12 protein-coding genes are annotated in these 13645 nt (G+C 38.5%); 1 reads left to right on the forward strand and 11 read right to left on the reverse strand.

The genetic code is table 11. From position 1 onward, the window contains the following. Positions 1-27: 27 nt before the first annotated feature. Positions 28-1320: an NCS2 family permease gene (locus GNP81_RS09390; protein ID WP_155671492.1), complete on the reverse strand. Its 1293-nt coding sequence runs from the start codon at positions 1318-1320 to the stop codon at positions 28-30. Between the two features lie 830 nt (positions 1321-2150). Between GNP81_RS09390 and GNP81_RS09395 the strand changes: the two genes are divergently transcribed. Further along, entirely contained in the window at positions 2151-3605 is a 1455-nt protein-coding gene (locus tag GNP81_RS09395; RefSeq protein ID WP_336495390.1) for an aminoacyl-histidine dipeptidase, read from the forward strand. A gap of 112 nt (positions 3606-3717) precedes the next feature. Here GNP81_RS09395 and alr read toward each other — a convergent pair whose 3' ends face one another. The 10 genes from alr to GNP81_RS09445 form a co-directional block, all read right to left on the reverse strand. Then, on the reverse strand, positions 3718-4929 hold the full coding sequence (alr, locus tag GNP81_RS09400; RefSeq protein WP_155671490.1) for an alanine racemase: 1212 nt from the start codon (positions 4927-4929) through the stop codon (positions 3718-3720). 189 nt (positions 4930-5118) lie between these two features. Further along, positions 5119-6216, reverse strand: a complete 1098-nt coding sequence (dinB, locus tag GNP81_RS09405) for a DNA polymerase IV (RefSeq protein WP_155671488.1) — start codon at positions 6214-6216, stop codon at positions 5119-5121. 112 nt (positions 6217-6328) lie between these two features. Further along, positions 6329-6562 (reverse strand): (Na+)-NQR maturation NqrM, encoded by a 234-nt coding sequence (gene nqrM / locus GNP81_RS09410; RefSeq protein ID WP_155671486.1) that lies wholly within the window; start codon positions 6560-6562, stop codon positions 6329-6331. Between the two features lie 11 nt (positions 6563-6573). Beyond that, the gene (locus GNP81_RS09415) at positions 6574-7566 is read right to left on the reverse strand and encodes an FAD:protein FMN transferase (RefSeq protein ID WP_370539778.1); all 993 of its coding nucleotides are present in this window, start codon (positions 7564-7566) and stop codon (positions 6574-6576) included. 199 nt (positions 7567-7765) lie between these two features. Beyond that, entirely contained in the window at positions 7766-8992 is a 1227-nt protein-coding gene (gene nqrF / locus GNP81_RS09420; protein ID WP_005418137.1) for an NADH:ubiquinone reductase (Na(+)-transporting) subunit F, read from the reverse strand. A gap of 29 nt (positions 8993-9021) precedes the next feature. Next, complete coding sequence (nqrE, locus tag GNP81_RS09425; protein WP_005418136.1) at positions 9022-9618, reverse strand: NADH:ubiquinone reductase (Na(+)-transporting) subunit E; 597 nt, start codon at positions 9616-9618, stop codon at positions 9022-9024. Positions 9619-9625: 7 nt separating this feature from the next. Beyond that, positions 9626-10258: an NADH:ubiquinone reductase (Na(+)-transporting) subunit D gene (locus GNP81_RS09430; RefSeq protein ID WP_005418135.1), complete on the reverse strand. Its 633-nt coding sequence runs from the start codon at positions 10256-10258 to the stop codon at positions 9626-9628. Then, on the reverse strand, positions 10258-11025 hold the full coding sequence (locus tag GNP81_RS09435) for a Na(+)-translocating NADH-quinone reductase subunit C (RefSeq protein ID WP_005418134.1): 768 nt from the start codon (positions 11023-11025) through the stop codon (positions 10258-10260). Before GNP81_RS09435 ends, GNP81_RS09430 begins: the two co-directional genes overlap by 1 nt. Continuing rightward, on the reverse strand, positions 11015-12259 hold the full coding sequence (locus GNP81_RS09440; protein WP_005418132.1) for an NADH:ubiquinone reductase (Na(+)-transporting) subunit B: 1245 nt from the start codon (positions 12257-12259) through the stop codon (positions 11015-11017). Before GNP81_RS09440 ends, GNP81_RS09435 begins: the two co-directional genes overlap by 11 nt. A gap of 3 nt (positions 12260-12262) precedes the next feature. Next, positions 12263-13603, reverse strand: a complete 1341-nt coding sequence (locus GNP81_RS09445; RefSeq protein ID WP_017018585.1) for a Na(+)-translocating NADH-quinone reductase subunit A — start codon at positions 13601-13603, stop codon at positions 12263-12265. Positions 13604-13645 lie beyond the last annotated feature (42 nt).

Here is a 13645-nt window from a genome sequence, read left to right on the forward strand (position 1 = left end):
ACCTCTAAGTGACACAGTCATCAACGACTATGCCGTAAAAATAAATTTCAGCGTGAATAATGCAGCTAGAACCCAAACACTGATGTGAACTTCACGACCTTTACCACTAAGCAACTTAATTGCAGCGTAAGAAATAAAGCCTAATGAAATACCATCAGCAATAGAAAAGGTTAACGGCATTAATAAGCATACCACAACAACTGGGGCTGCTTCAGTAAGATCTCGCCAATCAATACTAACAAGACCAGACATCATCAAAATCGCGACATAGAACAATGCGCCAGCGGTTGCATAAGCTGGAACCATTCCTGCTAATGGAGCAAAAAACAATGCAAGTAAGAACAGAATACCAACAACAACAGCGGTCAAACCTGTTCGACCACCCGCAGCTACCCCTGCAACACTTTCAATATACGATGTCGTATTTGAAGTACCCAATAAAGCACCAACAGATGTCGCTGTTGAATCAGCAAGTAACGCTTTATTTAATCGAGGGATATTGCCGTCTTTGTCCATGATCCCAGCTTTTTGTGATACACCAACTAAAGTGCCGGCTGTATCAAATAAATCAACAAACAAGAAAGCAAACACAACAGTTAACATGCTTAGTTCAAACGCACTAGAAAAATCTAATTGTAAAAAGGTAGGTGCGATACTTGGTGGCATTGACATAACACCAGCATATTGAACTTCACCAAAAAGCAGCGAAAGTGCAGTTACAGCCAAAATAGCAATCATAACAGCAGCTTTATAACCACGATGCACTAAAGCGATTGTTAAAAAGAAAGCTAGCGCCCCCATAACAGCAGGAAAACTGTTAATGTGACCCATTGAAACCAATGTTGCTGGGTTATCAACAACAATCCCTGAATTTTTTAGCGCAATAAATGCCAAAAATAAACCAATACCAGCAGAAATACCCGTTCTTAAAGAAAGAGGGATTGAGTTAATAATTAATTCTCTAATTTTAAATAAACTAAGAAGAATAAATAAAACACCAGACATAAATACCGCAGCAAGAGCAACTTGCCACGTATGACCCATACCTAAAACAACGGTATAAGTAAAAAAAGCATTTAATCCCATACCTGGAGCTTGAGCTATTGGGAAGTTTGCGACAAATCCCATAATGAAACAGCCAATTGCTGCAGCAATACACGTTGCTACAAATACTGCTCCTTTATCCATTCCCGCATCAGCCAAAATAGCTGGGTTAACGAAAATAACATAAGCCATGGTCAAAAATGTGGTTATACCTGCAATAACTTCAGTACGAACATTCGTACCATTGGCTTTTAGTTGAAATAATTTCTCAAGCATTAGAGTAATTTCCTAGTGAATTTATGCAATCTAAACGTTTGCGTAATCGATTGGCTGAGAATTATAAAGTGGAATTATGCTAATTTCTAGCGATAGTTGCCCTTTTAATAAGCAAACAGTAAATAAAGTGAATGCACTAATCTTACGAACATGAAATTAATCCAATGATTCAATTAGTTAGAATGTAAAATAAAAAGAGTATGGAAGTGAATAATATTTTTTAGATAAAAAAAACGCCATCCAAAATAATTTTGAATGGCGGAGAATTAACTGCCCATAAGGGTAGAATAGAATTCCAATTATAGGGGTATTACTTTAACGCATAAAACCGAAGTTTTATTAGTAACCAAAGCACATTGGGTACACAAATTGACTTGTGTATACTGAGCGTTGGTTCCAGAATTTTGAAGAACTTAAAAAAGACATAACATCACCTTATCAATTGATAGTTTTTAACATTAAAATTGATCTCGGTTCCTTGGAGGCGATAAATCGGACTCATCCTATGAGCATTTCTATTTGCTTTATCAGCAGATGAAGTAACTATACCACCAAGAAATTAAATTACAACAAAAACATGACGAACCTCACATAAAAAACAGAAAATAGATTATTACCTATACGTATTATGTAATTTTATTACGAAACTGTTTGCGAAGTTCGTTCATTTTATAGACCACAGTTCCCCCTATATAAATTGTTTTTTTCATTTAGAATATCAAACAGAGTAATTATCTAAATTCAGAGGTATACTGAATTGTATTAACAAATAATGACTCAAATACTTAGAGCATTAATAAGTAAAAACCGCTTTCATAAAGGAGATTCTTGTGTCTGAAATAAGTCAACTTACCCCTCAACCTCTATGGCAATTTTTCGACAAAATCTGTTCTATTCCTCATCCTTCTAAACATGAAGAAGCATTGGCTCAGTACATTATTGAATGGGCAACCACTGAAGGTCTAGACGTACGCCGAGATCCTACAGGTAATGTTTTTATCAAAAAACCTGCAACACCAGGGATGGAAGATCGTAAAGGTGTCGTTTTACAAGCCCATATCGATATGGTTCCACAAAAAAATGAAGATACAGACCACGACTTCACTAAAGATCCAATTCAACCATATATTGATGGCGAATGGGTAACGGCCAAAGGAACGACGCTTGGTGCTGATAACGGCATGGGCATGGCATCTTGTCTTGCTGTTCTAGCTTCAAAAGAGCTAAAGCACGGTCCTCTAGAAGTATTACTAACTATCGATGAAGAAGCGGGTATGACTGGTGCTTTTGGCTTAGAAGCGGGATGGTTAGAAGGTGATATCTTATTAAACACCGATTCAGAGCAAGAAGGTGAAGTTTACATGGGGTGTGCTGGTGGTGCCGATGGTGCTATCAAATTAGACATTGAACGTGAAGCACTTCCTTCAGGTTACATCACTCGACAAATTACACTTAAAGGCTTAAAGGGTGGTCACTCAGGTTGTGACATTCATACAGGCCGTGGAAACGCAAACAAACTACTAGGCCGCTTCTTAGCTGGTCATGCAAAAGAGCTTGATTTACGCCTTGTTGAATTCCGTGGCGGGAGTCTACGTAATGCAATTCCACGCGAAGCTTTTGCGACTATTGCCGTTCCTGCAGAAAATGAAGCTAAGTTAGCCGAGTTATTCACTTTCTATACAAATCTATTAAAAGATGAACTAGGAAAAGTAGAAACAGATATCATTAGTTTTAACGAAACGGTTTCTGCAGAACAAGTATTAACAAAGGGTACTCAATCTCGCTTCATCGCAACATTAAATGCATGTCCAAACGGCGTTATTCGCATGAGTGATGATATCGAAGGTGTGGTTGAGACATCTTTAAATGTTGGTGTAATCACAACTGACGAAAACAGCATTACTATTCTATGTCTTATCCGTTCATTAATGGATTCAGGTCGTAGTATGGTTGAAGGTATGCTTTCATCTATTGCTGAGTTAGCTGGAGCACAAGTCACATTCTCTGGTACTTACCCTGGTTGGAAACCGGATGCAGATTCAGAGATCATGCACGTTTTCCGTGATGTGTATGAAGGTATTTATGGCAATAAACCTAATATCATGGTGATTCATGCTGGCCTTGAGTGTGGTTTATTTAAGAAACCTTACCCAGAAATGGATATGATCTCATTTGGTCCAACAATCAAATTCCCTCACTCTCCAGATGAGAAAGTGAAGATTGACACTGTTGCATTATACTGGGAACAAATGGTGGCTATTTTAGAAAATATTCCTAAAAAATAACACTATCTAGCTAAATACAAACGGTCAGCATACGCTGACCGTTTTTTTACCATGTAATACTTATTCAACTAAGTATCTAAACACACTTAGTTAACTTAATATAAATCAATATCTATTTGTAGATTTTAGGGTTTGTTGCACCCCAAATAACGTAAAGTTCTGGCATGCTACGACTACTGAATGCTTCCATTTCTTTTGCTTCAATAGTGAATTCATTTTGCTTACCAAATAATACAACCTCATCTCCCGGCTGCACATTTTTAATATCAGTGACATCCACCATTGTGGTATTCATTGATGTTACACCAACAACATTCGCTTTTTGCCCATTAATTAGTACATAGCCATTATTACCAATAGAGCGAACATAACCATCAGAATAACCTAATGGTAAATTAGCTAAAATAGAATCGCGCCCTAGCACATAAGTACTGCTATAACCAATGGTGCTCCCTTTTGGTAAATAGTTTAAAGAAGCCACAGATGTTTTGAATTGAACGATACGTTTGTATTCAGGATTATTTGGCATATCACCATAAAGAAGACCACCAGGACGAACCATATCTAAGTGCGCTTCAGGTAGATTGATTGTGGTATATGAATTTGCCACATGCAGTGTAATATCATCACGGTTTAATTGTGCTTCATCAATTAACCATTGGCTCTCTTGTTTAAAAAGGTTTAATTTAGTGCGGATTTCATCGACAGATTCATTTGGGAAGTGAGTCATAATGCCAACAATGTTCACATGTCCATTAAAGGCAATATTTAATGCTTCTTTCTTACCCTGAGGTTGTGATAAATCCAAACCATTACGTCCCATACCACCAGCATTCAAAGCCAGATGCACAGGAATAATCGTGTTGTTCTGTTTTGCTAGTTTCGCAATAATATTAGCTTGTTCACTTGAACCAATTAACTCTTCAATTTTATATTGTAAACCAGATTCAATTTCATTCGGTGATGCCGCACGAACGCGCATTAGTTCGCCGACAAAACCTTTAGCACGCACAATACGAGCTTCTTCATTACTTGTGATACCAATACATTCAACATTGCGCTCAATCACTGAGGCCATTAAACCTTCAATACCATTACCATAAGCATCCGCTTTCATGATGGCGCACACTTTAGTGCCCTGTTCTAATGATGCTCTTAAAGTATCAATATTATTTTGGAAAGCTTGGGTATCGATCTCTAACCATGCGTTAGTTTGTTGAATTTTTTCTTGATTTGATAATGTATCTAAAGAAAGAAGTGGAGCTGAATTAGCGATACTTGGTAATGCCAAACTTAACGCTAATGCACATTTAGTAAACTTCATAAACAACCGTTTTTATATAATAATTATTTCGAAAACTCGAAAGGGAATTATATATCGTCGTTTTTTTAACCTCTACAGAAACAGTGTAAATAAGAACCAATTGATTTAACTTTAAGCAAAAATCAATAAATTCACATGGAATTTATACTTAAATCTTAATATTGAGATGTGTAATTATATTTTTCATCATTAAATAAGTTGTAATTGCTGAAAATACTCTTTCTCTTTAAGCATAACGCTTAATCCAATTAAACGAATCTCTCTACCCTTTTGCCTTTCTAATACCTCCTCTAACAACTCCTTAAAAAATGGAAGCGTTAAGTTATGATGTACATGTTCAATTGTCGTTTGTTGAAAATCAGCAAACTTAATTTTGATCCCCTGCTTAGCAATAAAAGTTGAACCATTCGCTTTTAATAGTCTTTTTTCTAATTCAGGAAATAACCTATTTTCGATAACATCCCAACACTCATTAAAACTACTGATATTATGCGTAAATGTGCGCTCTACTCCCACAGACTTTCGATTTCTTTCAGTAACAACCTCTCTTTCATCAATACCATGCGATCTTTTCCATAATGATGCCCCCATTTTGCCAAATTTCAGTAATAAATCTCGTTGATCACTCTTTTGTATATCTTCGCAAGTATACAGACCAAATTGATGAAGACGTTCCAAACTCACTTTACCTACTCCTGGAATTTTCTCTAAAGGCAATGCTTTAATTTCATTCATCATAGAATCAGGAGTAATGACATACTGCCCATTGGGTTTATTAAGATCTGACGCTATTTTAGCTAAAAATTTGAGCGGAGCGATTCCTGCAGAAGCGGTAAGTTGAAGTTCATTAAAAATATCTTTTCTAATTTGTTCTGCAATTAATGTTGCTGAACCATGTAATAGTGAGCAATCACTTACATCCAAATAGGCTTCATCTAACGAGAGAGGTTCAATTTTATCGGTATATCGTCGAAATATACGATGAATATGGTGAGATACTTCTTTATAAACCTGCATTCGTCCAGGCACCACAACGAGGTTTGGGCATAATTTTAATGCTTTCCCTGTTGGCATAGCTGAGCGAATACCAAACTTTCTCGCTTCATAATTACAAGTACTTAAGACCCCTCGTTGACGTTCATGCCCACCTACAGCCAAAGGCACATTACGTAAATTGGGATTATCTCTCATTTCTACAGCCGCATAAAAACAGTCCATATCTATATGGATGATTTTCTGACTTCTATTTGCAGTCTTTAATGATGACGGTTGATGATCAATACTCATAAAAATTAACTGTATAAAAACACAGTTAATAATAGCTTTGAACTATGCATTATTCAAATAAAAACAGCACCAATGAAAGGTGCTGTTTTAAAGTAAAATAATAAAATCTTAACTATGCAATACGGTCTTTTTCCCATGCAGCCAACTTTTCTGCTCGAAGAGCGGCTTTTGCTTCGCGTTTTTTACGAGCATCACATGGCTCAGGGCAATTACAAACTTTATCAATACCTACAGCACCAAGCCCACCACAGCTACCTTTCACAACTTTACGCTGAATGATGTATCCGATAGCCATTGCAGCTATCACCGCTAAAAAAACAAAAAATGTAATCAGAAATGTACTCATTATCTACTCACTTACTTCAAAAAAGGCTTAAAGGCTTCAGAAGCAATTTCTTTAAAGCCATCTTTTGTTTTCACAATCATGAAAACAGGAATATTGTGTTTATTAGCAACTTCTATACCTTGCTCTTCACCAAGAAGCATTAAGCCTGTAGCAAGCCCATCAGCTGTCATTGATGATTTATCAAGAACAGTTACAGAGACTACCTTATTTGAAATAGGGTAACCTGTAATTGGATTAATAATATGAGAATAACGAATACCCTCTTTTTCAAAGTATATACGGTAATCACCAGATGTCGCTACTGCATGATGACCCGGTTCAATAATCTCTTGAATTGCACGCTCATCAACTGATGGTTTTTCAATTGCGATACGCCAAGCAACATTTTCTTTATTTTTGCCTTTCACTCGCATCTCACCACCAACTTCAACCATGTAATCAGTGATACCAAGATCTTCTAGATAATTCGCAACAACGTCAACACCCCAACCTTTTGCAATCGTTGATAAATCAACATATAACTCAGGAATATCTTTTGTAACCGTGGTTTCTGTAGCAGTTAAATGCTGAATACCCACAATTTTACGTCGTGCATTTAATTCTTCATCAGTAGGAACGACTTCTGGTCGAGCTTCTGGGCCAAATCCCCATAGATTAACGAGAGGACCAACCGTTACATCAAGCGCACCTAAAGTCACTTTATTTAATCGAATAGCTTCTTTAATAACTGTTGCTGTATCTTTTGATACGGTAAATGGAGTCAGTTCTTTACTTTGGTTAAATCGACTCAGCTCTGAATCTTTTCTGTAAGTCGACATTTGGTCATTAACAAGCTCTAATCGCTTATCTATCTCCGCATGAACGTCTTCAGATTTAGGCAGTCCATCTTTGCTTATATATTTAATATTATAGCTTGTCCCCATCGTAGGGCCATTCAGATACACTTGCTCACGCTGATCACCACAACCAGCAAGTAAAATAAGGGCAAAACAAGATAATAAAATAAGTTTTGCTTTATGAATTAACTGAGTAAAACTGACAAACACTGCCAACTCCTTTAAATACAAACAATACACAGGAATATAAATTTAAGTTTGTTTACTAAACCTATAACCCTGTACTTTGTCAGGTTAAATACGGACCATAAATACGAAAAAAGGCTGACTCAATACTGAGTCAGCCAATATTTCTTACTTCAATAGATTAACCACCGAAGTCATCTAGTAAGATGTTTTCATCTTCAACACCAAGATCTTTTAGCATACCGATAACAGCAGCGTTCATCATTGGTGGACCACACATGTAGTATTCACAATCTTCAGGTGCTTCATGATCACGTAAGTAGTTTTCATAAAGAACATTGTGGATAAAGCCTGTGTAACCATCCCAGTTATCTTCTGGCATTGGATCAGAAAGTGCACAGTGCCATACGAAGTTTTCGTTATCAGCCGCTAGGCCGTCGAAATCTTCAACATAGAACATTTCACGCTTAGAACGTGCACCATACCAGTAAGACATCTTACGCTTAGATTTAAGACGTAATAATTGGTCAAAGATATGAGAACGCATTGGCGCCATACCTGCACCACCACCAATGAATACCATTTCATTATCAGTATCTTTAGCGAAGAACTCACCAAATGGACCTGAAATAGTACATTTATCACCAGCTTTTAGTGACCAAATATAAGAAGACATTACACCAGGTGGAACATCAGGATTATTTGGCGGCGGAGTCGCGATACGAACGTTCAATTTAATAATGCCTTTCTCTTCTGGGTATGAAGCCATAGAGTAAGCACGGATTGAATGCTCATTAACGATTGACTCGTAACGGAATAAGTTAAACTTATCCCAATCACCACGATATTCTTCAGGAATATCAAAATCTGAATATTTAATATGGTGTGGTTCAGCTTCAATCTGAATATAACCACCAGCACGGAATGGAACTTCTTCACCTTCTGGAATAGCAAGTGCTAATTCTTTAATGAAAGTAGCTTCGTTATCATTAGAGATAACAGTACATTCCCACTTTTTAACACCAAAGATTTCTTCAGGAAGTTCAATTTCCATGTCAGTTTTCATTGAAACTTGACATGCTAGGCGCTCACCTTCACGAGCCTCACCTTTTGAAATGTGATCAAGTTCTGTAGGTAGAATATCACCACCACCAGATTTCACTTTCACACGACACTGACCACAAGAGCCACCACCACCACATGCAGATGATACGAAAATACCAGCGCTACCAAGAGCACTAAGTAATTTACCACCTGGTTGTGTAATGATTGCTTTATCAGCATCGCCGTTTACAGAGATAGTAATGTCACCTGATGGTACTAACTTAGATTTAGCGAATAAGATCACTAATACTAAAGCCAATACAATAATGGTAAACATCGCTACACCAAGAATAATGCTTTGCATTTGTTATTCCTTATTATTGGGTGCTTACCCTACAGTTGAACACCAGAGAAAGACATAAAGCCTAACGCCATTAAACCTACTGTAATGAAAGTAATACCAAGGCCACGAAGACCAGGAGGTACATCAGAGTACTTCATTTTTTCACGAATACCAGCAAGTGCTACGATAGCCAACATCCAACCAATACCTGAACCGAAACCGTATACTACAGATTCAGCAAAGTTATAGTCACGTTGAACCATGAAAGATACACCACCGAAAATAGCACAGTTAACTGTGATTAACGGAAGGAAGATACCTAGAGCATTGTACAAAGGTGGGAAGAAGCGATCTAAGATCATTTCTAGAATTTGTACTAGTGCTGCAATTACACCGATAAAAGTAATAAAGCTAAGGAATGTTAAATCAACACCCGCAACTAACGCATTTTCTTTTAGTAGGTACGTATAAACAAGGTTGTTCACAGGTACAGCAATTGTTAATACAACAACTACAGCAACACCAAGACCAAACGATGTTTTTACTTTCTTAGATACCGCTAAGAACGTACACATACCTAGGAAAAATGAAAGCGCCATGTTTTCGATGAAGATCGATTTAACAAGTAAACTAATATAATGTTCCATTTCGACCTTACTCCTTCGCTTCTACTTGTTCTGGTTTAAGGATACGGATAGCCCAGATCATAAAACCAATTAAGAAGAATGCTGATGGTGCTAGAAGCATTAGACCATTTGGTTGGTACCAACCACCGTTAGAAACAAGTGGAAGAACTTCAACACCAAATAGCTTACCAGAACCAAGAAGTTCACGGAAAAATGCTACTGTCATCAGTACAAAACCATAACCAAGACCGTTACCAATACCATCAATAAATGATGGGAATGGAGCAGATTTCATTGCGAACGCTTCCGCACGACCCATTACGATACAGTTTGTAATGATCAAGCTTACGAATACTGAAAGCTGTTTAGAAATATCATATAGATATGCTTTCAATACTTGGTCAACAACGATAACCAAAGAAGCGATGATCGCCATCTGAACGATGATACGAACGCTGTTTGGCATGTGGTTACGAATTAGCGAAACGAATAAGTTAGATAAAGCAGTAACAAACATTACCGCTAAAGTCATAACGAAAGCCGTTTCAAGCTTAGTTGTTACAGCTAGAGCTGAACAAACACCAAGAACTTGTAGCGCGATAGGGTTGTTATCCAACACCGGCGCTAAAATGCTCTTTTTAATATCTTTTGCGCTAGCCATTAGTTCAGACCTCCATCACGAACTTTAGCAAGGAATGGACCGAAGCCGTCATTACCTAACCAGAAGTCAAACGTGTGTTGAACACCGTTACCTGTTAGCGTTGCACCAGAAAGACCATCTACACCGTACTCAGAACCAGCTGGAGCACCGCCTTTAACAATCTTAATTGCAGGTTTATGATTTTCATCAAACAGTTTCTTACCTACGAATTGTGCACGCCACGTTGGGTTTTCAACTTCACCACCAAGTCCCGGAGTTTCCGCTTGGTCGTAGTAAGTGATACCCGCAATAGTGTTACCATCAGTCTCAACTGCAACAAACGCATACATCATTGACCATAACCCAGTACCGTGAACAGGTAGGATAATTTTAGTCACTTTGTCGCCATCTTTAACTAGGTAAACAACACCCAAGTTTGCACGACGAATGATTTTTGCTTTATCTTGCTCAGCTGTTAGCTTAATTGATTGTTTTGGATCTTTAGCTGCTTTACGTTGATCGTAAGTAGCCGCATCACCATCAACGAACTCACCTGTTGCAAAATCAACAAGACGAGGTTCGATATTTGCAGCGAATAGCTCAGGAACAGTACCTGAACCTGTAACACCTGCAACTTCAACAATTTTGCTTTGCTTATCTAGAACTGCGTTTGCTTTTTGCTTATCACGCAGACCAACTGCCGCCGTTGATACGATGATTGAACACACTAGGCTCAAACCAATAACAACACCGAGAGTCTTTTTAATGCTATCGTTATTACTTGCCATAGCGTTTTAGTCTCCGTTTCACGTTACCTTCAACTACAAGGTTATCAAACAATGGAGCAAACAAGTTTGCAAATAGAATAGCTAACATCATACCTTCAGGGTATGCAGGGTTAACTACACGGATCATTACAGCCATACCACCAATTAAAATACCGTACCACCACTTACCTTTATTAGTAAATGAAGCCGATACTGGGTCTGTTGCCATAAAGATCATACCAAACGCGAAACCACCAAGAACTAGGTGCCAGTGCCAAGGCATGCTGAACATTGCATTTGTGTCAGAACCGATTAGGTTAAACAGTGTAGACACTGCAACCATACCGATCATTACACCAGCAATGATACGCCATGAAGCAATACGCATGTAAACGATCATTAGACCACCAAGGATCAGAGCAAGAGTCGAAACCTCACCAATTGAACCTGGGATATTACCAATGAATGCGTCCATCCAAGTGATTGTGTCGCCAGTAATTGTATTTACTAGACCACCTTGACCGCCTTGTGCCCATTGGCTAAGTGCTGTAGCACCAGAGAAGCCATCAGCAGCAGTCCAAACTGTATCACCTGAAATTTGAGCTGGGTATGCAAAGAATAGGAATGCACGACCCGCTAGCGCAGGGTTTAGGAAGTTACGACCAGTACCACCAAAGATTTCTTTCGCTACAACAACACCGAAAGTAATACCTAACGCTGCTTGCCATAGTGGAAGTGTTGGTGGAACGATCAATGCGAAAAGGATAGAAGTTACAAAGAAACCTTCGTTAACTTCATGCTTACGCACCATACAGAACAATACTTCCCAGAAACCACCAACAAGGAACACTGTTGCGTAGATTGGTAAGAAGTACGTTGCACCCAGTAGCATGCTACTGCCCCAACCTGCATCAGCACTTACTGTGCCACCTAGCATTTCAGTCAACCAGTAGTGCCAGTTGCCAGAAATAACAGCTGCAAGTTCAGCGCCTGAATACATGTGTTCAAGAGCAACAATTGCTTGGTTACCTGCGTTGTACATACCCCAGAACATTGCTGGGAATACCGCAAACCATACCATGATCATGATACGTTTTAAGTCAACGCTATCACGAACATGTGAACCACCTTTTGTTACTGTACCTGGAGTATAGAAAAGTGTTGCTGTTGCTTCGTATAAAGCAAACCACTTCTCATATTTACCGCCTGGCTCAAAATGATGTTCAACTTTTTCAAATAAATTTAAAAGGCTCATCAATTACCCTTCCTTCTCGATGGTATCCAAGATCTCACGAAGCATTGGACCATACTCATATTTACCAGGGCACACATATGTACATAGACCTAGATCTTCTTCATCTAACTCTAATGCACCTAGGCGTTGTGCACTGTCAACATCACCAGCACAAAGGTCACGCAATAACATGGTTGCTTCCATGTCTAATGGTAATACGCGTTCGTAGTTACCGATTGGCACCATTGCACGATCACTACCGTTAGTAGTTGTCGTCATGTTAAACAGTTGACCTGAGAATAAGTGACTCAAGAATGAACGAGTTACTGAGAATTTGTTTTTGCCAGGAACAGCCCAACCAAACAATTCTTTCTCACGACCTTCGCGAAGAACAGAAACTTGCTGATGGTAACGACCAAGGTAAGCGTGAGGACCTGATGCTTGTGTACCGTTAAGTACAGAACCAGAAATCACACGAACTTCACCAGGCATTACTTCACTGTCAGTTAAATCAACTAAGCTTGCACCAGTAATAGTACGAACTAAGCGAGGATTATTTACTGCAGGGCCAGCTAAAGATACGATTCTTTCAGAGTAGATTTCACCCGTTAAGAACAGTTGACCGAATGCAATCACATCTTGGTAACCAATGCTCCACGCTACATGATTTGTATCTACTGGATACAAGTAATGCATGTGAGTACCGGCTAAACCTGCTGGATGAGGGCCATCAAATACATGTTCTTCAACATTTTTTTGAGAAGAACGAGGTAAGCTACCTCCTTTCTTACATACATAAACTTTATCACCTGTTAATACAGATAATAGGTCTAAGCCTGCAACAAAAGCTTCTTCTTGTTGGTTAATGATCACTTCTGCATCAGCCGCTAGTGGATTAGTATCCATAGCAGTAACAAAGATAGCCTTTGTTTCAGAATCAATCGCTGGAACCTTGCTGAACGGACGAGTACGTAATGCAGTCCATGCACCTGAATCAACCAGTTGTGTTTTAATCGTTTCACGATCAAGCGACACTAGTTCATTTGCTGCATAGCTATTAAAAGTAACCTGCTCTTCGCCTTCAACTGCAATTACTACAGATTGAAGTACGCGCTTCGCACCACGGTTAATTTCAACAACCTTACCACTTACTGGAGCAGTAAATACTACGCCTGGATTCTTTTTATCAGCAAAAAGAACCTGACCTTTCTTTACTACATCTTCCACGCGGACATGCATCGTAGGACGCATACCAACGTACTCTTCGCCAAGCAAGGCGACTTTAGTGATGGATTTACCATCATTAATCACCTGAGTAGGAACACCTGCTATAGGAAGATCCAAACCCTTTTTTATTGTAATCATACGCACTTGCACTAATTTTATGGGAAAAAAGATTCTATATAA

This window comes from Aliivibrio fischeri, from assembly GCF_009727955.1.
Classification (GTDB): Bacteria; Pseudomonadota; Gammaproteobacteria; order Enterobacterales; family Vibrionaceae; genus Aliivibrio; species Aliivibrio fischeri_A.

Excerpts from the sequence above, each read along its gene's own strand:
- GNP81_RS09390 (WP_155671492.1), bottom strand. The coding sequence starts at position 1,320 with ATGCTTGAGAAATTATTTCAACTAAAAGCCAATGGTACGAATGTTCGT.
- alr (WP_155671490.1), bottom strand. The coding sequence starts at position 4,929 with ATGAAGTTTACTAAATGTGCATTAGCGTTAAGTTTGGCATTACCAAGT.
- dinB (WP_155671488.1), bottom strand. The coding sequence starts at position 6,216 with ATGAGTATTGATCATCAACCGTCATCATTAAAGACTGCAAATAGAAGT.
- nqrM (WP_155671486.1), bottom strand. The coding sequence starts at position 6,562 with ATGAGTACATTTCTGATTACATTTTTTGTTTTTTTAGCGGTGATAGCT.
- nqrF (WP_005418137.1), bottom strand. The coding sequence starts at position 8,992 with ATGCAAAGCATTATTCTTGGTGTAGCGATGTTTACCATTATTGTATTG.
- nqrE (WP_005418136.1), bottom strand. The coding sequence starts at position 9,618 with ATGGAACATTATATTAGTTTACTTGTTAAATCGATCTTCATCGAAAAC.
- GNP81_RS09430 (WP_005418135.1), bottom strand. The coding sequence starts at position 10,258 with ATGGCTAGCGCAAAAGATATTAAAAAGAGCATTTTAGCGCCGGTGTTG.
- GNP81_RS09435 (WP_005418134.1), bottom strand. The coding sequence starts at position 11,025 with ATGGCAAGTAATAACGATAGCATTAAAAAGACTCTCGGTGTTGTTATT.
- GNP81_RS09440 (WP_005418132.1), bottom strand. The coding sequence starts at position 12,259 with ATGAGCCTTTTAAATTTATTTGAAAAAGTTGAACATCATTTTGAGCCA.
- GNP81_RS09445 (WP_017018585.1), bottom strand. The coding sequence starts at position 13,603 with ATGATTACAATAAAAAAGGGTTTGGATCTTCCTATAGCAGGTGTTCCT.